This is a genomic window from Candidatus Nitrosocaldus islandicus, from assembly GCF_002906215.1.
GTDB lineage: Archaea > Thermoproteota > Nitrososphaeria > Nitrososphaerales > Nitrosocaldaceae > Nitrosocaldus > Nitrosocaldus cavascurensis.
The window spans coordinates 784830-806264 of the sequence record NZ_CP024014.1; the positions used below are offsets into that span (position 1 = coordinate 784830).

Genomic DNA, 21435 nt, shown 5'->3' on the forward strand with positions numbered 1-21435 from the left:
ATAGTAGGATTGAAAGTTGTTTGATGAACTCTTTGATCTCTGCAGGAAGTGAAGGTTTGAATCGAACTATAGTAGGATTGAAAGAGAAATTGCTGAATCAGTTGAAGAAGTGATTGTGGCGCGTTTGAATCGAACTATAGTAGGATTGAAAGTTAGAGCATAAGCCTAAACGATTAGAAGGGAAGTATGTTTGAATCGAACTATAGTAGGATTGAAAGATAGGAGATGAGGTAATAGTGCTAGAGGAGGGTGAACGTTTGAATCGAACTATAGTAGGATTGAAAGGCAGGTTCAACAATACAGTTGAAGGGTGCTCAATTGAGTTTGAATCGAACTATAGTAGGATTGAAAGTCTTTCATTACTTTCATACATTCTATTGCTAAACTCTGTTTGAATCGAACTATAGTAGGATTGAAAGGTTGAATAACTGTATATAATAGTCATCATCAACAAAATTGTTTGAATCGAACTATAGTAGGATTGAAAGATAGCATAACCATACCCCATTTTTCATACCACCCCTATGTTTGAATCGAACTATAGTAGGATTGAAAGTGCTCTACCTATGCCATAACGTGTTGCTACTCTCTGGTTTGAATCGAACTATAGTAGGATTGAAAGTTAGGGTATAGTTTGTATGCGCATCGCATGCAGTAATAGTTTGAATCGAACTATAGTAGGATTGAAAGTCAAATTCTACACTTGCACTTAGATCTCTAGCACATGGTTTGAATCGAACTATAGTAGGATTGAAAGGATTCCTCGATAAAATCGAAGAATTAGGCAAATCAAGGTTTGAATCGAACTATAGTAGGATTGAAAGTTTCGGTAACAGTTATACCGTAAATTGAACGAGCGAGTTTGAATCGAACTATAGTAGGATTGAAAGGTAGGTGGTGCTGTAGGTGAATATATTTCACCTTATGGTTTGAATCGAACTATAGTAGGATTGAAAGTTAAGAGGAGATAATACATGTTTTGGCTATGTAGAAGATTAGTTTGAATCGAACTATAGTAGGATTGAAAGTTAAGAGGAGATAATACATGTTTTGGCTATGTAGAAGATTAGTTTGAATCGAACTATAGTAGGATTGAAAGTGTTATACATCTTATCGCATTCCTTGCATCTTAGCATAGTTTGAATCGAACTATAGTAGGATTGAAAGTTAGGTAACCTAAACTTCAAATTGCATCTATAGCATTGTTTGAATCGAACTATAGTAGGATTGAAAGTCAAATTTCCAACATAACGTAATTTTAATATAATTGGTTTGAATCGAACTATAGTAGGATTGAAAGAGGTTTATCTGAGACCTAAGCCTGTCTGTGCCTTCCGTTTGAATCGAACTATAGTAGGATTGAAAGATTCTTCATATCAAGTTATTATCACACTACCGAAGTGTTTGAATCGAACTATAGTAGGATTGAAAGTAGCTCTTTATATACTAGATATGCGAAGTAGTATTAACAGTAGTGATAGCAATATGCTAGTGCTAATGCCAAACGAGCGTATACTTATGCAGAGAGACGCTTCTATAGTTATTAAGCACAAGTATGTTAGGGCCAAGGAGGAAGGAAAGGGCACATTCTATATCACTACTTATAGGCTAGTCTTTGAAGACCACAAGAAGGGCATAATTCTGCAGGTATACCCCTCCCAGAACGAGTTGCAAGCATACAGGGTAAACAAGAGCCTGTTAGGAGGAGAGAGGCTATTGTTAGACGTGCAGAGGGTCATAGAGGGTAAGATTCTCAATGTTCTTGCTGAAGTCTCTATGCCTAATGCTAGTGAGGCTGTTAAGGCTATCGAGGCTATGAGGAGTGATTCTGTTATAGTTGCTAGCAACAAGCATACTGCTAGTACTAACATAGTTACTGACTTGGAGGAAGAAGAGGAAGAGCCTTATGACGCCTTCCTCGAGACTAAGACCAAGTACGATACAGTTGAAGTACCCCTCTATGAAGGAGAGGAGATCAAGGGCTTCTGGCATGACGTAGACATATACTCGGTAGGTTATGATCATAATGGCAATATTGATCTTGTCTGGGATAGTGAGGAAGAGGGTAGGGGTAGCAAGGTCATTGTTACTACCCGTAATGCTTATTATGTTACCCCGTATGGCTGGCGAGATATTAGTAGTCTAAAGGAAGAGAACGAATCTTCTGCTGAGTATAAGGGCAATATTGCTTATGTCCATAATTACATTATAAGAGGTAAGCCTAGATATACTACTAGGCTTACCTTCAAATCTGAAGAGGAGGCTAAGGAGTTCGTAAAGTTATGGTGGGAACAGAAGAGAGCAAGACAGAAGGGGGATAATGAGAAACTTGTAAACTTTATCCAAATAAATATGGTGGAGAGGGAAGACCCTAAGATTATACCTGTACCACAGCGTAAGTCTTAGACAGTTGTTGATTATGCCTGTTTGTTAGCGTTATTGTTGTTATTGTTGTTAGTAGTATTCTTCTCAGCCAATGCAAAGAACGAACTCCAGTCTTCTGCATGCCCCTTATGCCTTTCATATATACTGTGTATGTCGTTTGTTGTAAGCAGTTTATCTGCTTCTGCCTTTAGATTATTGCTAAAGTCAGCATAAGGTATGAAGCCTTCTCTATCTAGCCTCTTTATTAGAGCATAGATCCTCTCAGGCTCTTTGCTGTATATCTTAGCAATACGCCTTGCAGTTGTACGGGCAAACTCGTCTATTATATGTGCTGATTTTACTGTATCTATACCCTTGCTCTCCCAGTATCTTTCAACTGCTGATCTTATTGCCTTTTGTAGAGTGCCACTAGTCTTACCCCTAATCTTAGGTACATTTGTTGTATCTACATTCGCTATAGTGTTTGCTAGTGCATACTTTGCTTCATACAGGTGTGGGGTAGTTGCCTCTAGCTGTCTAGGCAACTGCATGTACGAGGAAGCCTCAAACGCAGGATTGGGTATCTCTATACCGTATTCTCTAGCAACTATATCCCTATACATGTCTCTTCCATACACCAAATCTGCTAACTGATCTGCTGTTAGACTACTTACTCCTCCTTTCTCTCTCATTTGCTCTAAGCCTGTATAGAGCCTTGTTATTGCCTCAGCATTCTTGCCATATGCATTGATCTGCTCAGCCCATAGCCTACCATACTCAGCCTTTCTAGGTATGCTCTTAAAGCCTAAGTATGAGTTAACATAATCAGCAATATCCTCGTATTTGCCCTGCTTTGCTAGTTGATCTACCTTGTTAGCGAATGCTTGTGATTGACTTGCCTTAGCAGGATCATACTCAGTCTCCATAGTCAGTAGAGGTATCAAGCCTTCTGTAACATGACCTGTATAGTTACTTACTATCTCATTAGCAGTACCTAGCCCTGCTGTAGGTATCCTCCTTGCTATTGTCTTCTCTAACATGTAGAATGGCTCAGCAAGCCTACCAAAACCTGTAGTCCTTAGTGCTTCAGATATGCCTCTCATTGCACCTGCTCCTAGACCATGCATGAAGCCAGAACCAGCACCAGTTATTGCAGCTTTGGCATAGGTGAATGGACTTACCCCTGTCATACCAGCCTGCTGTAGCCCTGTAATAGCAGTGTATGCTCCTCTTACAGCACCCATTACTGCAGAGCCACCAAAGTATGCTCCAGCAAGAACAGCACCAGTAGCCATTGCAGACATTGAAGTAACCAAAGAACCAACTATAGGAGCAGTAATTGTAGGCATGAATATTGCCAAGAATGCTATTGCTACAGCTGCAAACCATTGCTGTAATGGACTAAAGTTTGTAGAGTGGATAAGAGCAAGACCTGCTGATACTGTTAAGCCTGATAACACAGGGGCAATCAATAACCCTACTAGCACGTTCTTTAGCCTATCCATTACATGCCTAAAGTATGGCACTAATGATAATGCTAAGATAAGGGGTAATGCAATAGCAAGTATACCAGTAAGCACTATCCTTACTGTACCTATGAGGAACATTAGAACCATAAGAAGAGCTGCTAGTACTGCTTTAAACACAGCCATGAACACGTCCCTGAATATGGTCTGCATAGCACTATTAGGATCTGTAAGGAACTGCAAGATATCGTCCCAGTCTATGTTTGGTGGTACAATACCTCCTATGTACTGCATTAACTCGCTTACCTTCTGCTGTGGGTTGTTAGGGTTATTAGGGTTGATAACATACTTTGCTAATCCTTCTATACCCCCTGCTAACAGATCCCATATGGCAGGGAATGTGAATATTACTACTATGAATAAAAGACCTCTAGCAAGGGTAGAGAATGCCTCACCCTTCCTATATACCTCAAACTCTTCCCCCATTAGGATTACTGCTGTATAGGTTAATGCTATAGCAATAATGAGGAATGCTACTCCTCTCAACTGTACATATAACTGGAAGTTCTCATTGCCTTGCTCGCCATTTTGAAATGTATACTCAAATTTGGGCATTTTAACTAGTGCGTCTAGAAACCAGTTACCTGCTTCTGGTATCAATATACCATTGACAAAGAGGACTAGGGCTATGGTAGCAATTATAGCTGCCATTGTTAGTACTCCAGCGTCAAGACCAAGTACCATGCTCTTTCATAGGATAAAGTTAGTGAGTAAGCAAGCAGTGCTTCCTTCATAGAATAAATAATAACAAGAGAATAAAAGAGAAGAGAAAAAGGAAGGAAGGTATTACACATTACACATATATCTGCTCTTCTAGCCTTGCTGAGAGGCTCTCTATTCTCTCTGCTAATGCTTGGACAGCACAGTTAAGGCAGTAGTAGTCTCCAGATATACAGCACTCAGCCCATTCTCCACACTCTCTGCACCTGATTGGATAGTAGTCCTTCCTCCTACTCCTCATTCATTATATATAGTGAATGAACGTACAAGACCTCAAAGACAGAGGCAAAGACAGAGACAAAGACAAAGACAAAGAAGATAACAGTATTCAGCATATCCCTATTCAGCATATCATTAACACTAACAGTCAGCATGTTAGTAGCATTCAGCATATCCCTATCCAACATATCCCTACCTCAGAGATAATAGAGAGTGAAGAGTACAAAGCACTCCTACCCATTATCAGTGAGGAAGAGTACAATGCCTTAAAGTCCTCGATAGAGAGGGAAGGGATAAGGTTACCCCTTGTGATCAACCCAAAGAAGGTACTTCTAGATGGGTACACAAGGCTGAGGATAGCAAAGGAGTTAGGAATAGAGAAAGTACCCATAGCAATGGTAGATACTGCAAGTGAGATAGAGGAGAAGGAGTTGATCCTTACCCTTAACGCTTACAGGAGGCACTTGAACACAGCACAGAAGGTAGAGATAGCACTAAAGCTATTAGAGTTGGAGAGGGAGAAGGCAAGGCTAAGGCAGTTAGCAGGGTTGAAGCAGTTCAGTGCTAAGAAGGTAGAGAGGGAGAAGGTAGAGAGGGAGGAGGAGAAAGAGAAGGAGAAAGAGAAGGATATCGCTAGTGTAACCGTTGTATGTTCTGGACATACAACGGTAAATGATACTAATAATAATAATAGTAGTAGTAGTGGTAATAGGAGCATACAGATAGTAGCCAAAAAGACTGGACTCTCAGATAAGACCCTATGGAAAGGTTTGAAGATAAAGGAGGCTATAGCTAAGAATAATGATAGGCATATAGCAGAGTTATGGTCTAAGGCATTGAGAGGAGGTACAAGCATAGCACATGTCTATAGTGAGTTGAGGAGGAAGGAGAATCTATCACTTCTATCTAGCAGCAGTAGTAGTAACGGTAGTAGTAGTCATAGTCATAGTAACAATAACAGCAAGAATAGCAATAGTAAGAGTAACAATAACAATACTAACAGTAATAGCAATACTAGCAATAACAACAACAATATCAGATACAATGTAATACTAGCAGATCCTCCATGGCAATATGAGTTTGGGCTAAGAGGGAATGCTGATCAGCACTACCCATGCTTAACACTGGAAGAGATAGCAGAGGTATTCAGAGAGCATGAGCATGAGTTTGCCTATCCATGCATACTCTTCCTATGGAGTACAGCACCAAAACTCAAGGAGGCATTAATGTTGATAGATATGCTCAACTTTGAGTATAAGACAAACATGGTATGGGTCAAGGATAGGATAGGCAATGGCTATTACGTGAGGAGTCAGCATGAACTATTGCTCATAGCAGTTAAGGGCAAGGACATGCCTATACCACTAGAGCATGATAGACCAAGTTCAGTTATAATTGCTGAGAGAGGAGAGCATAGCAGGAAGCCTGCTATAGTGTATGAGATAATAGAGAGAATGTACCCTAACTGCTCGTACATGGAGTTATTTGCTAGGCATAGAAGAGAGGGTTGGAAGAGTTATGGTCTTGAGTTGGATTGCAGTAGTAGTAGTGTTAATAGTAATAGTAGTAGTGATAGTAATGGTAGTAATAATGGTAATGGCAACAGTAGTAATAATAGCAATAACAATGGTAGTAATGGCAATAATAATAACATTAACCAATGATAGCGATTATTCATTCACTCGTTCATTCATTCACTCGTTCATTCATTATAGTATGTGAGGAACTTCATAAACGACCTTAACAGATACGACAAGAGTGATACTGCTCTTTCTCTAGTAAAGAATGTAGCAAGAAGATACTTTCTTACTGATAGAGTGTACAAGGTGAATAGAGGAGAGCATTTCTATGGCTATGTGCTAGAGAAGTTAGGCATAGACTATATACTATTGCTGGAGGAAGGTCTATTCAAGAGGATAGTAACACTACAACTGAAGATAAGGGATAGCAAGTACTACATGAAGGATATATGCATTGAGATAATGCATGAAGATATTAGTACTAATACTAATGCTAATGGCATTGCTGTTAGTACTGCTACTAGCAGTAGTAGTGCTGGCTATATATTCGATATAAAGGCTGATTACCTCATTTATGCTTGGGCAGATAATACTAACAATACTAACAATGCTAACAATAATGATAATGCTAACAATAATGATAATAATGATAACAACAGCGATACCCACAATAGCAATAACAATGCTGGTATAAGTATACTACCCCAAGTACTGCTCATAAACGTGAGTAAGTTGAAGAGGTTCTTTGATAGGAACAAGAGCAAGTACGATATAGTGCCAACGAAGGGCACAATATCAGGCAAGAAGTCATGGGTAACATACAACATGTTTATACCTCTTAAGGATTGCAGAGAGTGCTATGAGGTTATAAAAGTGAATGAGTAAAAGAAAGAGGAACAAAAGTAAAGGAAAAGAAAAGGAAAAAGAAAAGAAAGAAGAGGTTGGAGCTTATTCCAGCATTGCTACTGCTACAGTATCAGGCAATACTCTACCACACTTGTTGCAGTAAACCTCTCCTGCTATGCAACAGTACTCCCAGTTCTTGCTATCTCTGCAACAGCTTCCATAACGGCTATCTAGTTCTATTTGCTCCACTTGCATATCTCCTCATTATATAATGAAATGGAGTGGAGTTGTGAAAGGTGTGGTAGACTAGTAGGGGATAAGGATAGTGTTATCACACGTACAGGGAGAATGTTATGCTACTGGTGTGCTGATATTGAGAGGCATTACTGGAATGACGAGTACTATGATGACGATAGGAGGAGGTATAACAAGGATAAGGACGCTGGGGAGGATCGTTGGAGTTGGTGAATGAGTGAATGAATGAATGAATGAGTAAATAAGTAAGCGAATGAATGAACTAGTAAATGAATGAGTGAATGAACTAGTGAATTAATGAGCGAGTGAGCAAGTGTTAGCATTGCTCTTTATATAATGTGATTAGCAGACTGGCAATAAGCGATAATGAGCGTTACGTTGTAACATTGCACCCTTCAATTGCCTTAGATTATATCCTTGCTCTAATTGCTCAAGGCTACAGCATACATGCTTATGAGAATGCTACAAGGACAGCAATAGTGATAAGGGTAAAGAAGAAGGAGAAGCAGACAGTAAACATATCAAATAAGGCAAAGAGATTGCTAGAGATTTTTATGTATTCATATTAACTAATGAAGCTAATGAATAAGCAACAACGATAATAATGATAATACTATACTATACTAACACCAACTAAGCTACTTGCTTACTCCTCTCTCTTCCCTAATTCATTCCATTCATTACATTATCTTATGAGGGCTTATGGAGAGTATAAGCCCAAGCCTAACAGGTGCAGGAACTATAGAAGTAGAGGCAAAAGCAAAAGCAGAAGTGCAGGCAACAATAGTGGTTAAGGACATAGTCTACCCATTCCCTTATCCAGTTGGGATAGGCATACCATATCTGGTGAGTGAGCAGGGTGTCTTAAAGCAGATAAGGAGGAAGAAGGTAGTGATAAGGCACAATACTAATGGCTATGAGGCAGTAGCATTCGTAGGGAAGAACTTTGCTCTAGTACCAAATGAACTTGTAGAGGAAATGACAGAGAAGGCAGTTACAGCATATAACTTGTCAATGTTGAAGAAGAGCAAGGACAGATATGAGAACACACTAAGGATAGACCTTCTCAGTGATAGGCTAGCAGAGGTACAAGAAGGAGATATAGTGCAGTTTGGTGTCTCTATAAGGAATAGCATAGACGGTACTAGCTGTTTGGCAGTAGACCTATTCTCATACAGACTTACATGCAGGAATGGTGCAACTGTAAAGGATACAAACCTGTCATTTGCTGTTAAGCATATAGGCAACCCTCAAGAGATTGTTAAAGCATTCCATAGAGCATTAGCAGAAGTAATGGAGAGGTTCGATGACTTGTTAAAGTTGTATAGAAGAATGGCTAATACAGCACTAACAGAAGAGCATGCCAGAAGGCTATTGGCATTGAAGTTGCCAGAAATGTACTATGCCCACACAGGGATAAGGGTAAGGGACGATAAGGTGGAGGTAAGAGAAGGAACAACGCTATGGTATGCCTTCAATGGTATAACATACGTGCTTACACACAGGTCAAGAGCCTCGCCATTGGCTAGGAGTTACATGAGCCATAGACTGCACAGGGTAATGCAGGCTATAGTCTCAGCATAACTAACAACTAACAACTCTCCTTTTCTTTTTTCTTCCTTCCTTCCTTCTCTTTCTTCCTTCTTTATCTACTGATGTTCACGTTAACATGTAAGGAGTGCAGTAGTAACAGAATGGTACAGGATAACGAATCAGGCGAAATATTCTGTGCTAACTGTGGTTACGTGATATTAGAACGCTCAGAAGACTCTAGCAAGGAGTGGAGGGCATTCAGCAATGAAGAGTATGAAGCAAGGAGCAGAGCAGGCATGCCAACAAGGTTAGCAATGCATGATATGGGTCTTGCAACTGTTATAGGCTCTAAAGACATGGACTATGAGGGCAAGGCATTATCAACAGCAATGAAAGGCACTATAGGTAGGTTAAGGACATGGGATAGCAGGATTCAGGTACATGAACCAATGGAGAGGAATTTGAGGCAAGCAATGTCTGAGTTAGATAAGTGGAAGGATAAGCTTGCTCTTAACGAGAGCATAATAGAGAGGACTGCATACATATACAGGAAGGCTTTGGAGAAAGGGTTGGCTAGGGGTAGAAGTATATCCTCTCTAGTAGCAGGAACATTGTATACAGCATGCAGGCTTACTGAGACACCTAGAACCTTGAAGGATATAGCAAGTGCAACGAATCTTAAGAGGAAGGATATAGCAAGGAGTTATAGACTGCTAATAAGTGAACTTGATTTGCATATACCAGTTATAGATCCTATAAAGTGCATAAGCAGGATAGCAAGTAACCTCTCCTTCTCTAATGACATAAAGAGAGAGAAGGTGAAAAGGAAGGCTATAGAGATACTGAACAAGGCAAAGGAAGCAGGGCTAGTAACTGGTAAGGAACCAATGGGCTTGGCAGCTTCAGCACTCTACATAGCATGTATCATTAATGGTGAGAATATAACCCAGAAGGATATAGCAGAGGTAGCGGGAGTAACAGAGGTAACAGTAAGGAATAGGTATAAGAGTTTGAAACCAATAGTTGAGGGTAAGGATACTACAAATACTACTCCTATAACTACTACTACAACTACTCCTACTACGATTGTTGTAACTACTCCTACTACAGCCAATGTTAACACTGGTACCAATGCTAACGTTATCCCAAATGCTACCCCTCCTACTACCAATGCTACAACTGCTGTTATGTATACAACATAACTAGACTAAGCTAAGCTAAGCTGAACCTTTGCTGATTAACTAACTGACTGATTAACTCCTTACCTTCTTCTTTATTTCTCTACCCTTTAATTCTTCTCTTCCTTTAGAGGATTATCCTTCCCTTCTCCTTCTAATATCTATCCATATGTACAGCACTAATTTAATACATATTATAGTTAACAAATTATAGAAGTACTCTAATATTTTTATCTGATATAGGGTCACTATATCTTCTATAATGGGAATTATATAATAGATGCTACAAAAAATATAAAGACATTGTAATCAACAGCTTAGTATGGCAGAGAATGTAGGTATAGCAAGAGCAAAGAAGAAAATTGCTAGTGTATCTTCTTCTACTACTAGTGCTATTCTACTACTATTAGTAGTGGTATCTATGACTATAACAGATGGACTAAGGACGGTATATGCTCAAGCGATAATAAGTGCTGAGTGTAATGGTAATACAATAGAGAGGGGTAACTTTGATGGTGATCCAGAGGATGAGGTTAAGGTTGATGGTACAGTGTATAATAATGGTGAAGAGATAACACTTGATGGCAAGACATACACTGTAAGGATTGCCACCCCTAGTACTTATTATACACCATACAATGGCACATCTGGTAATGACTTCATAGTTGGTACTAGTAGCAATGATTACATATATGGCAAGGGAGGAGATGACTTCATAATTGGCTTTGGAGGCAATGATTGGCTTTATGGAGATAGGATAGATGGAACCAGTGATAATGATACACTGAAGGGAGGAGATGATATACTATGCGGTAATAATGGCAATGATATACTTTATGGAGATTATATACATGGAGGAAGTGGCAATGATACAATGACTGGAGGCAATGATAAACTAGATGGAGGAGATGGGGATTATGATGAGCTTTATGGAGATTTTATACATGGAGAAGAGGGTGGTGATAACATAACTGGAGGCAATGATAAACTAGATGGAGGAGATGGTGGTGATTTTATACTTGGAGATTTTATAGTGGGAGGAGATGGTGATAATACACTGACTGGAGGCAATGATACACTATATGGAGGAGAGGGTAATGATAGTACTTATGGAGATTTTATAGTGGGAGGAGACGGTGATAACATAACTGGAGGCAATGATACACTAGATGGAGGAAGTGGCAATGATATACTTTCTGGAGATTTTATAGTGGGAGGAGATGGTGACAATACAATGACTGGAGGCAATGATACACTATATGGAGGAGAGGGTTATGATGGGCTTTATGGAGATTGGATAGATGGACACTATGGTAATGATACAGCCTATGGTGGTAATGATGTAATAGATGTTAGGGATGATGTTGTGAATAATGACAGTATAGATGGTGACCTTATATCTGCTGAATCAACTACTCTAGGCGATCAGGATATATGTGCAAGTGATCCAGGAGATTTGGAAGATAACTGTGAATATGATGATATATCAACACTAGCAACATTAGAAGTAAGCTCCTCTACAATACAGGTTGGGCAACCAGTGGATATAACATTCAACTCTAGCGTTGATAACCCAGTCAAGATAACTAGCCTTACTGTAACAACTCCTAATGGCAGTATATGCACTTACAATGCATTACCAATAATAGTGTCAGAGAATGGAACATTCACAGCAACATATCCTGATGACTTTAGTGGTACTGATTGCGATACAAGTGCTATAGGAGAATACACAGTAGTAGCAAAAACTGAGGTTGGAGACCCAATAATAACTAACTTCACTGTACCATTCCAAGTAGTGCCTGAAGCAATAGCAGGTATAGCAAGTATAGTTGGTGCAGGGTTCTTATCGATGCTCTTGTATAGAAGGCTTAGAGTAAGTAAGAAGAGTGATAGGGTAACTGACAGTAGTAGTGAATAGCAGTATCTGCACCGTCATAAACAATTCCCTTTCTTCCTTCCTTCCTTTATATTATGAAGGAGGTGATCGCTAGAATGAGTAGTAGTAATAGTAATAATAATAATACAGCAATAGCAATAGCAGTAGCAAGGACAGCAAGTGCAAGAAGTAGAGTAGTAGCAGTAGTAGCAGTAACAGTACTGGCACTCGTTGGTATGGCAAAGGCAATGCTAGCAAGAAGTGGAGCTGGAGCAAGAACAAGGTTAGGAGTAGGAGTAGGGGCAGGAGTACTAGCGCCATTGATACTTGGCGAGGTAACTGAGGATGAGAGGGCAAGGTGGATGCGTATGTTGGTATCTCTAGGCTTGGCAGGGCTGATCATAGTCTTTAGCCCAGATATCATCAGCTTCATGACTGGCTTGAGTATACCAGCTAACCCTGTTGATAATGTGAACAACAACACTGGTAACCCACCACCAGATGGCTTAGAGGATAGCACAGGGTTGCCTATAAATACTGTAAGGGCAATGGCTAACCTATTCTTGATACTTAGGTTCTTAGGTGTAGCAGTTGCAGTGGCAGGTGGAGTATTCTCAGCGGTTAAGCTGTAAGTAAGAAGAAGGCTAACTCTCTAACTCTCTAACTAACTAAGAAAGAAGGAAATGACTGAACTAGACTGAATGAATAACCAATATTATTTTTTCATTCCTTTACTTTCTTGCTTTCTTCTTGATTTCTTTCCTTTAATCTATTCATTGTTTCCTTTCTCCTTCATTCATATTCATTCATAGAACCTTAACCCTCTCTATCTCAACCTTTACCTCTTCTCCCTTTATGATATCTATCTTGGTGTAGAGTACCAAATTATTATTGCCAGTAGGGAATGGATCACTGAAGTATGCTATTGCTATACCATTAACCCTTAGCCTATATACTGCTGGTGTATCTCCCTTGCTTATTATTGCTAGTGCTAGTGTTAGTTCTACTCTACCCTCTATCCTTTCTTCTATTGTAATTGCTTTAGGTAGTAGATAGGAAGCAGAGACAGGTGATAATGGTAATGGCTTATTCTCCTCTATAGCAAGAATGGGTATAGCCTCTTCAGGTATAGGGAAATGACCTAGTTTATACTCTACTACTATTATATCTTTAACAGCAATAACCTCAGCATAGTACTCATTCACTCCCTCTAATCTAGGCACATAATCATGTGGATATGTTGGCAGATCCTCAAAGTTGATTGTGCTTTGCCTTAGCCCTATCATTGCTATAGCAATTATAGCAGTAACTATAACAGCAACATGGAATAGAATCTTCTTCATTCACTTATATAATATGTTGTTAATTAACTTACTTATTCACTCACTCATTCATTCATAACCTTCTACTTTACCTTCTCCTCTTTCTACTCCTCCCCTTCCTCTCCTCTTTCTACCTCTATTGATAACTTCATACGCATTCCTATGTTATCCTTCTGAGCATTAACCATACTGGTTATAACACTAGCATTTGCTCTAGACTCTAGCATAATGCTATTGTTCATAAACTCTACATGCTGATCAGATAACCTCTCTACAGTTGTTTGATACATTAGCATAGCAGTATCATAGAGGTATTTGAGGCTAGCATTACTGCTATTATATACTAACGTTTCTACTGATAAGGCTATGGTATCATTCTCTTTTATAGCATTTTGGTATGCTAAGGCAAACAACATTGAGGCAAGTATGCAAGCAAACACTACTACTACTATTATTATTAGCCTCAACCCAACAGATAATGTGTATTAAGCAATTATAGTTATCCTAACATTTACCCTATCGTATGGCTTCGCTGTTATCTCCTCACCTATGCTTTGGATAAAGATTATGTTGTCATTTGTATCCCTTACACCTACTCCATTTGCTTTATACTCTTTCATTGTATTGTTCTTGAGGGTAGCCTCGAATGTTATACTGTTAGTGCTAGTATTAGTGCTAGTATTAGTACTAGCATTAACATTAGCATTAAAGGCTAGCGTAGATAATGGCAATACCTCGCTTCTAGATAATACATTGCTAGACTCAGATAACAGCACTATATCCCTTGCAATTGCATGCTCATTAGCATAGCCATTATATGCTAAAGCAGATAAGAGTAAAGAAGCACCATTATCAGTTATACCTTCAGCTGCCAACTGTATATACCAGATAAGGTATAGGCTCTGATATGCCTTTACAGTTATATCTACTGGCAAGGTAAAGAGGTCAGAGCCCTGTTGGCTCTTAACCACTAGCCTTGTTATATTCATGTCCTCTTCAGGTATAATCAGTAACCTTATAGCAATAGCAAAGGTCTTAACCTCAACAAGGCTATGGTACTCCCCTCCTACCTTATCTGTTATATCCTCTTCACCATTGTAAAGCACTACAGGTATATACTGCCTTATGGTATCATGCTTATTAGTTAGTAATGCTTGCAAGAGCAGGCTTTTAGCATAGTCTGTTGCCTCATTCTTCTTTACCATTATATCATTACCATATCTGATCACTACATAGTTGTTGAAGCCAATAGTAGTAGTACCAGTAGGAGTAGTGTTAGGGGTAGGAGTAAAGATAGTAGGGGTAGAGGTAAAGGTAGTAATAACAATATAACTTAACAGCAAGAGGAAGAATACCATAACAACAACAGTTATGTTTAGTACCAGCAGTACCAGCACTCTTCCTCACATTATATAATGATGATAAGCAAAAGTATAGTAAGAACAAGAAGGGCAAGAACAAGAACTACGGGAACAAGTACAGGAAGGACAGGTTCATGGCTAGGTTTCATACTGCAGGAGGTTACTGAGGATGAGAGGGCGAGGTGGCTACGTCTATTAGTGATATTGGGCATAGCAGGCTTCCTTTTGATCTTTGCTAGGGATATCATTAACTTCATGACAGGCATAAATATGCCTACAAGCATAAGCTGTGCAAGTGGTAGCAACGTGTTCATTACAGGTATAGGTCTTTTGCCATGTGATACTGTTAGGGCAATGGTAAACTTGTTCAACCTTGCTAGATTTGCTGGTGTAGCAGTAGCTGCAGGGGGAGGGGCATTTGCTATAGTAAAGCTGTAGGAAGAAGAGGTAGAAGAAGCAGAGTGAGTGAATAAGGTAGGAAGTAAGCAAGTAAGCAAGTGAGAGTATATGAAGCCTCTAGAGTTGATATGGTTTGAGAATGTATCCTCGTTCACTGAACCTGTACTAGGCTTAGGACCGATAAGGGCAAGTTTGAAACAGTTCCTCTATACCTTGATAGGCTTAGCATTGGCATTTGCATTAATGCAGTTATCATTGCTCCTGATACCATTAACATTCTTAATGATAGCATTAGCATATCTAAAGCCGTATGGTCAAGATCTGGAGACATTATTAATTGATATGGTAGGCTTCTTCTTCAGGAAGAAGAGTATAGGCGCAATAGAAGAGCAGGTACAGAAGAAGCAGAAGGAAGAGAAAAGGAAGGATAAGGATAAGGAGAGAGCAATAGTAGTAGAAGAAGATAGAACAGCAGAAGTAGTAACAGAATCGATACCAACTCCAACTACTGCTACTCCTACTCCTACCGCTACCGCTATAGCTACTATACCCTCAGCAGTAATAGAACCTATTACAATACCAGCTTCAACAATACCAACAACTACTAGCACTGAACAGAAGAACCTCTTGCATTACATAGTACCTTCAACCAAGGACTTTAGCTTAGAGATTACTGAGAAGGAGTATATAGTACAGACAGGGGAATCAACTATACATATAGAGCATGAGCAGAAAGATACCATTATGGTATTAGCAATAAGGAATGGTACAGTAACAGACATACTAGTCAATAGACAATAGACAGGTAATAGACAGGTTAGGTAAAGCAAGGTAAGGAAGGCAAGGCAATACCAGATACACTAACTAACTAACAACATTATTTATTATTTTTTCATTTCATGTCTTTGGGTTAGTTACTGCATTGCAGCCAGTATATCTGCACCCATATCATAACTTGCTTGCCCTACTATTATATTATGAGGGCATATGGGTATGCCTAATAGGAACTACAACTATGGCAGTAGCACCAATAGCGGTAGTGGTAGCAATAACAATAGTGGCAACAATGGTAGCAGTAGCAAAGTAGTAAAATTAGGGCAGTACATGATAAATAGAGAGAAGGCTATAGCAACACTAACAGCAACAAAGGCTTATGACTTCCTTAACCCTGCTGAGGACTTTATAGGCATAGTAGAGTGCAAAGGTAACATAAGGCATATAGAGAAGAGAGGGGATATGAAGCAGGACATAGAGGTTATAGACTGTAAAGTGATAGTAGGATATCAGAGTAGAGAGATAGAAGAGGAGACTAATGAAGGTCTCCTCATAAGGAGGAGAGAGGAGAAGTATGAGGATAAGGACTACTCTATAGTGCTGACAAAGGCAGTACTGCTAAGTAAGTTTAAGAAGTTGCAGGATGAGTTGAAGGATCTTACAGGTAAGAGGATAGTCATAATAGGGTTAGGCAAAGCAGAGGATAAGAACTACTATGACTACTATGTTGCTACTGAGGAGCAAGCAATGAAGGATAATGTATTACAGATAATGAACAGGGTATAGACTAACTAACTGACTGATTAACTAACTACACTACCCTACTCTACTCTACTACTATTGTTACTACCACTACTGCCATGACAACTGCACTAAACTAAACTAAACCAACCAACCCACTCCCTTTTTCTTTCTTTCCTTCCTTCTTTCTCTTTCTTTCTTCTTTCTCTTCCTTTATTCATTATTCATTCTTCCTCCCTCTTTCTTCTTTCTTCTTTCTTCCCTTTCTTTACCTTTATACGCATTGATCTAATAGATATGATAGTTAACAAATTATAGAAATATCTATTATTTTTATCTGATAGAGTGTTACTATATCTTCTATAATGGGAGTTATATAACAGATTGTATTGAAAGATATAAGAATATCTATGATCAGTAAGTTAGTATGGCTGAGAATGGAGGTATAACAAGAGCAGAGAAGAGAGTTACTAGTGCAACTGCTATTACTATTACTATTACTACTATTCTACTCTTAATGGTAGTATCTATGACTGTTACAGATGGTATAAGGACTGTATATGCTCAATCTGCTACTATTACTGCTGAATGTAATGGTCATACAATAGAGAGAGGTAACTTTGATGCTGATGGAGATGATGAGGTTAAGGTTGATGGTACAGTGTATAATGATGGAGATACAATAACACTTCCTAGCGGGACATATACTATAAGGATTGCTACCCCTAGTTGGCCTACTCCATACAATGGTACAGATGATAATGACTTCATAGTTGGTACTAGTGGAGATGATTACATATTTGGTAGGGGAGAAGATGACTTCATAGTTGGCTTTGGAGGTAATGATTACCTTTATGGAGATGTTGTAAAGGGTACAGATGGTGCTGATACACTGGAGGGAGGAGATGATATACTATGCGGTAATGATGGTGATGATTACCTTTATGGAGATGTTATAGGTGGAGGCAATGGTAATGATACAATGACTGGAGGCAATGATACACTATATGGAGGAAAGGGTAATGATAATCTTTTTGGAGATGGTATAGGTGGAGCATATGGTGATGATACACTAACTGGAGGTGATGATACGCTCTATGGAGGAGAGGGTGATGATTGGCTTGAGGGAGATGTTATAGGTGGAGGAGATGGTGACAATACAATGACTGGAGGCAATGATACACTATATGGAGGAAAGGGTAGTGATAGGCTTTATGGAGATGGTATATGGGGAGAAGATGGTGACAATACAATGACTGGAGGCAATGATACACTATATGGAGGAGAGGGTAGTGATAGGCTTTATGGAGATGGTATAGGTGGAGGAGTTGGTAATGATACACTAACTGGAGGTGATGATACACTAAAGGGAGGAGATGGTGATGATTACCTTTATGGAGATAGTATAGATGGAGGCCCTGGTGTTGATAAAATACAAGGAGGCAATGATACACTATATGGAGGAAAGGGTAATGATAAGCTTTTTGGAGATGGTATATGGGGAGATGCTGATAATGATACAGCCTATGGTGGTAATGATGTAATAGATGCTAGAGATAATGTTGAAGATAATGACAGTATAGATGGTGATTATATTATACTTGCTGAATCAACTACTGAAGGCAATCAGGATATATGTGCAAGTGATCCAGAAGATACTGAAGTTAACTGTGAGTATCATGATATATCAGGATTAGCAACATTAACAACAGACTCTGCTACAATACCGCTTGGAGGATCTGTACAAATAATATTCAACTCTAGTGTTGATAATCCAGTTAAGATAACTAACCTTAGAGTGATAACACCTACTGGCAATACATGCACTTACACTGGAACATTGCCAATAATAGTGCCATCAAACCCATTCACAGCAACATATCCTGATAACTTTATTGATATTGATACTGGCACTGATTGCGATACAAGTGCTGTAGGAGAATACACAGTAGTAGCAGAGACTGAGGTTGGAGACCCAATAACAACTAACTTCAATATATCATTCAATGTTGTACCAGAAGCAGTTGTAGGAGCAGTAGGCATGGTTGGTACAGGGTTCCTATCAATACTGTTGTATAGAAGGCTTAGAGGTAAGAGTAGGAAGGAGTAACTAAACTAAACTGAGTGAATAGCGGTATCTATACACTACACTATACTACACAACAAAACTCTTCTTTTCTTTCTTTCTTTCTTTCTTTACTTTTATACCTGTTGCTCCCTCTAGCTAGAACAAGCCCAGATTTACAGCAAACATAACAACTGAGGTTAGCCTAGACTATCCTTTTCCTTCCTTTCTTCCTTCTTCTTTTCTTCCCTTTCCTTCCTTCCTTTCTTCCTTACTCTTTATGAATAGATAACTCCTTACAAAAGCCATAACATGTATGCTAGCAAACAGTATAAGAGAGAGTGAATAACCTATAGCTATAGAACTAGAACCATACCCTCCATTACCACTATCACTAGTCATAGATTCGAATACCATTCCCATACCTATTATCATAAGAGACTCTATTATAGCAACCTTAATGAAGGCTAGTTCTATGCTACCGCTCCTCCTCACTATCATGTTAAGTTCATACTCTCTAACATACTCCCTATTCAGATATGTGTAGAAAGCGTCAAGCATGAAAGCAGATAGCCATATCAAGAATGCTATAAGCGTATCAATATGAAGGATAATGGTAATGATAACAGTTAGAGCAGATACCAGTATAGTAAGAAGGTTCCCCTTTATGTACACATTATATAATGAATGAAGAATCAAGAACCTGCTCTTAATAGTGCTAGTGCTGGTGTTCGTATTGTTGGTACTGGCGTTGGTGCTGGTACTGGTACTGGTGCTGGTATTAGTAGAGGTAGTGTTATACCTTCACTATTAGTCAAAGATCATTACATATATGAGATAAAGTCATTCAGCAACTTCTACATGCATAATGAGGATAGACAGCAACAGCTCATAGTACGCTTTCTGCAGTTCATAAACAGTAGTACAGTCTTATACCCATTGCAGATTATCCTGTATAAAGATATTCTTGAGTATGAGCAGAGGATATACCCAGTACTAAGAGTCTTTGTAGCAAGCAGAGAGGATTTAGAGCCTGTATTAATGAATACTGAGTACAAGTATAGGCAGGTTAACATTAATGAACTGCCATTCTTCTCCAGCATAAGAGGAGTAAGGGAGTATGCTACATATCTGAGACTCTTCATGTCTAATGCTGAAGGCGCTAGTACTGCTAAGAATGCTGAGAGTCTAGCAGAGGGTACTCTCCCTACTACCTCTACACCTACCTACACTACCTCTACCCCTATGACTATGCTCTATGCTAGAGTATATACATTAACAGGTTTACCCTCAACACTATACCCAGCATGGATATACCAGTTACTGCAGTACTGCCCTATAATCATGTTAAAGGTAACAAGGGTTGAGTATGCTACTGCTGTATCTTCAATACTAAGGTTGGCAGGAATGCTGAAGGCAACACAATCAAGGAAGTTAGAGTTAAAGATAATGAAGGCTGAGCAACTAAGGGAAGCCTTGATAAGGCAAGAAACAGCACTATTCAAGGTTGCTCTAAACGCTGTTGTACTGGCTAATGACTTGAAGGAACTTAACAATACAGGGAAGAGGTTCAAGCGCAATATGAAGGCTCAAATGGTAAAGTTCATTGCCTATCCATTCAAGCAACTAGCAATGCTACAGGGAGAAGGTAAGGAACTGTACATAGAACTAGGCTCTCTAGCCATTGCTTACCCATTCATAAGTTCAGATATGCTAGAGTTGGAAGGGGTAATGTTGGGTGAGAATATAATAACTAAAGCACCAGTCATTTGGGACTATAGGGTAAGGGACAACTACAACATATTGATACTGGCTACCTCAGGTGCAGGAAAGTCAGTTACAGCAAAGTTACTCTTAACAAGGCTGTTAGAGAGATACCCAAATGCTTACACATATGTTATCGATCCACAAGGCGAGTATGAAAGACTACAAAGGCTACTGGGAGCAGAGACGATAAGGCTGACTGAATATCAAGAACTGGGCTTAGATCCCTTCAACCTCTTTGATAAGACAGAGGTTGCTGACCTCATTGCTGACATAGCAGAAGTACCTGACACAGTAAGAAAGGAGTTAAGAGTAGTAGCACCAACATGCAGTAACATATTCGAGTTAATGAACAAGGTATCAGATAACACATTCATGTACATAAGAGACCTTCTACAGGAAGAATCTCCTCTCTCTATAGTCTTCAAAGGATCAAGCAGGTTAGCAGAGCGAAATATAATATCCTTAAAGGGTACTTATGCTGGAGAAGCAAAGGTAACCATGTTACTAGTGCTAGCACTAGCAAGGGCATGGAAGGAGATCAACTCATTACCTGTTGCAATACCTAAGATTCTGGTAATAGATGAAGGATGGATGCTATTCACAATGCCCTCAACAGCAAGATTTGTAAATTTAATTGCTAGAGTTGGTAGGAAGTTGAACGTAATATTCATGTTCATTACTCAGAGACCTGAAGATGTTATTGCCAATGAGTATGGTAGAGCCTTATTGGATAATGCTGATACAAAGATACTGCTAAGGAACAATGAACTGGCAACAGCAAGGATAGGCGAGGCATTACAGTTATCAAGAGAAGAGCAGAACATGCTTATCAACTTCATAAGGGGAGAAGCACTAATGCTAACTAGAGAGTACAGGTTAAGGGTACAGATCAAGCCTAGTGAGGAGGAGTTAAGGTTGTTCAGTACAAGCCCAGTATAGCAATAACTTACTATAACATTAGCAATA

The 21435-nt window shown here is 39.2% G+C and carries 21 protein-coding genes, 1 pseudogene and 1 CRISPR repeat array (1 of these 23 cut by a window edge); of the genes and pseudogenes, 14 read left to right on the forward strand and 8 right to left on the reverse strand.

Going from position 1 to position 21435, the window contains the following annotated elements:
- Window positions 1-1432: a CRISPR direct-repeat array (repeat unit 30 nt; unit sequence GTTTGAATCGAACTATAGTAGGATTGAAAG); it begins 3241 nt to the left of the window's first position.
- Between the two features lie 20 nt (window positions 1433-1452).
- Complete coding sequence (locus CRG89_RS04110) at window positions 1453-2406, forward strand: hypothetical protein (protein ID WP_148695202.1); 954 nt, start codon at window positions 1453-1455, stop codon at window positions 2404-2406.
- An 11-nt stretch (window positions 2407-2417) separates the two neighbouring features.
- Here the strand turns inward: CRG89_RS04110 and CRG89_RS04115 are convergent, their stop codons facing one another.
- From CRG89_RS04115 to CRG89_RS09045, 3 genes are all read right to left on the reverse strand, one after another.
- The gene (locus CRG89_RS04115) at window positions 2418-4574 is read right to left on the reverse strand and encodes a hypothetical protein (RefSeq protein WP_103287060.1); all 2157 of its coding nucleotides are present in this window, start codon (window positions 4572-4574) and stop codon (window positions 2418-2420) included.
- A 109-nt stretch (window positions 4575-4683) separates the two neighbouring features.
- Complete coding sequence (locus CRG89_RS08690; protein ID WP_158648706.1) at window positions 4684-4851, reverse strand: hypothetical protein; 168 nt, start codon at window positions 4849-4851, stop codon at window positions 4684-4686.
- Window positions 4841-5017, reverse strand: coding sequence for a hypothetical protein (locus CRG89_RS09045; RefSeq protein ID WP_231911596.1), 177 nt, complete (start codon window positions 5015-5017; stop codon window positions 4841-4843). Before CRG89_RS09045 ends, CRG89_RS08690 begins: the two co-directional genes overlap by 11 nt.
- 120 nt (window positions 5018-5137) lie before the next feature.
- Between CRG89_RS09045 and CRG89_RS04125 the strand changes: the two genes are divergently transcribed.
- Both CRG89_RS04125 and CRG89_RS04130 read left to right on the forward strand, forming a co-directional pair.
- Window positions 5138-6493, forward strand: a complete 1356-nt coding sequence (locus tag CRG89_RS04125; RefSeq protein WP_476695761.1) for an MT-A70 family methyltransferase — start codon at window positions 5138-5140, stop codon at window positions 6491-6493.
- Window positions 6494-6547: 54 nt separating this feature from the next.
- On the forward strand, window positions 6548-7234 hold the full coding sequence (locus CRG89_RS04130) for a hypothetical protein (RefSeq protein WP_103287063.1): 687 nt from the start codon (window positions 6548-6550) through the stop codon (window positions 7232-7234).
- 63 nt (window positions 7235-7297) lie between these two features.
- Here CRG89_RS04130 and CRG89_RS08695 read toward each other — a convergent pair whose 3' ends face one another.
- Window positions 7298-7450 carry a hypothetical protein gene (locus tag CRG89_RS08695; protein ID WP_158648707.1) on the reverse strand — a complete coding sequence of 51 codons (153 nt, stop codon included), beginning with the start codon at window positions 7448-7450 and terminating at the stop codon, window positions 7298-7300.
- Between the two features lie 21 nt (window positions 7451-7471).
- On the opposite strand from CRG89_RS08695, the gene CRG89_RS04135 reads away from it, so the two are divergent.
- The 6 genes and pseudogenes from CRG89_RS04135 (at window position 7472) to CRG89_RS04160 (ending at window position 12672) form a co-directional block, all read left to right on the forward strand.
- Entirely contained in the window at window positions 7472-7663 is a 192-nt protein-coding gene (locus CRG89_RS04135) for a hypothetical protein (protein WP_103287064.1), read from the forward strand.
- Window positions 7664-7788: 125 nt separating this feature from the next.
- Window positions 7789-8019, forward strand: a complete 231-nt coding sequence (locus CRG89_RS04140) for a hypothetical protein (RefSeq protein ID WP_103287065.1) — start codon at window positions 7789-7791, stop codon at window positions 8017-8019.
- A 133-nt stretch (window positions 8020-8152) separates the two neighbouring features.
- A complete protein-coding gene (locus CRG89_RS04145) occupies window positions 8153-9034 on the forward strand; it encodes a DUF932 domain-containing protein (protein WP_103287066.1) in 882 nt (293 codons plus the stop codon).
- A 71-nt stretch (window positions 9035-9105) separates the two neighbouring features.
- A pseudogene (locus CRG89_RS04150) lies at window positions 9106-9999 on the forward strand (transcription initiation factor IIB); the annotation flags it as partial.
- A gap of 484 nt (window positions 10000-10483) precedes the next feature.
- The gene (locus CRG89_RS09050) at window positions 10484-12082 is read left to right on the forward strand and encodes a calcium-binding protein (RefSeq protein WP_103287068.1); all 1599 of its coding nucleotides are present in this window, start codon (window positions 10484-10486) and stop codon (window positions 12080-12082) included.
- 74 nt (window positions 12083-12156) lie between these two features.
- Entirely contained in the window at window positions 12157-12672 is a 516-nt protein-coding gene (locus CRG89_RS04160; protein ID WP_158648708.1) for a hypothetical protein, read from the forward strand.
- A gap of 174 nt (window positions 12673-12846) precedes the next feature.
- On the opposite strand, the gene CRG89_RS04165 is transcribed toward CRG89_RS04160, so the two are convergent.
- The 3 genes from CRG89_RS04165 to CRG89_RS04175 all read right to left on the reverse strand — a co-directional run bounded on the left by CRG89_RS04165 (window position 12847) and on the right by CRG89_RS04175 (window position 14759).
- Window positions 12847-13383 (reverse strand): hypothetical protein, encoded by a 537-nt coding sequence (locus CRG89_RS04165; RefSeq protein ID WP_103287070.1) that lies wholly within the window; start codon window positions 13381-13383, stop codon window positions 12847-12849.
- 83 nt (window positions 13384-13466) lie between these two features.
- Window positions 13467-13829 (reverse strand): hypothetical protein, encoded by a 363-nt coding sequence (locus CRG89_RS04170; RefSeq protein WP_103287071.1) that lies wholly within the window; start codon window positions 13827-13829, stop codon window positions 13467-13469.
- 18 nt (window positions 13830-13847) lie between these two features.
- Window positions 13848-14759, reverse strand: coding sequence for a hypothetical protein (locus CRG89_RS04175; RefSeq protein ID WP_103287072.1), 912 nt, complete (start codon window positions 14757-14759; stop codon window positions 13848-13850).
- A gap of 18 nt (window positions 14760-14777) precedes the next feature.
- On the opposite strand from CRG89_RS04175, the gene CRG89_RS04180 reads away from it, so the two are divergent.
- The 4 genes from CRG89_RS04180 (at window position 14778) to CRG89_RS09110 (ending at window position 18747) form a co-directional block, all read left to right on the forward strand.
- The gene (locus tag CRG89_RS04180; RefSeq protein ID WP_148695197.1) at window positions 14778-15161 is read left to right on the forward strand and encodes a hypothetical protein; all 384 of its coding nucleotides are present in this window, start codon (window positions 14778-14780) and stop codon (window positions 15159-15161) included.
- Between the two features lie 69 nt (window positions 15162-15230).
- Window positions 15231-15923: a hypothetical protein gene (locus tag CRG89_RS08700; protein WP_148695196.1), complete on the forward strand. Its 693-nt coding sequence runs from the start codon at window positions 15231-15233 to the stop codon at window positions 15921-15923.
- A gap of 186 nt (window positions 15924-16109) precedes the next feature.
- Window positions 16110-16682: a hypothetical protein gene (locus CRG89_RS04185; RefSeq protein ID WP_103287074.1), complete on the forward strand. Its 573-nt coding sequence runs from the start codon at window positions 16110-16112 to the stop codon at window positions 16680-16682.
- A gap of 382 nt (window positions 16683-17064) precedes the next feature.
- On the forward strand, window positions 17065-18747 hold the full coding sequence (locus CRG89_RS09110; protein ID WP_103287075.1) for a calcium-binding protein: 1683 nt from the start codon (window positions 17065-17067) through the stop codon (window positions 18745-18747).
- A 165-nt stretch (window positions 18748-18912) separates the two neighbouring features.
- Here CRG89_RS09110 and CRG89_RS04195 read toward each other — a convergent pair whose 3' ends face one another.
- Window positions 18913-19263 (reverse strand): hypothetical protein, encoded by a 351-nt coding sequence (locus tag CRG89_RS04195; protein ID WP_148695193.1) that lies wholly within the window; start codon window positions 19261-19263, stop codon window positions 18913-18915.
- 126 nt (window positions 19264-19389) lie between these two features.
- Between CRG89_RS04195 and CRG89_RS04200 the strand changes: the two genes are divergently transcribed.
- Window positions 19390-21408 (forward strand): VirB4 family type IV secretion system protein, encoded by a 2019-nt coding sequence (locus tag CRG89_RS04200; RefSeq protein ID WP_148695192.1) that lies wholly within the window; start codon window positions 19390-19392, stop codon window positions 21406-21408.
- The last annotated feature ends 27 nt before the right edge of the window (window positions 21409-21435 follow it).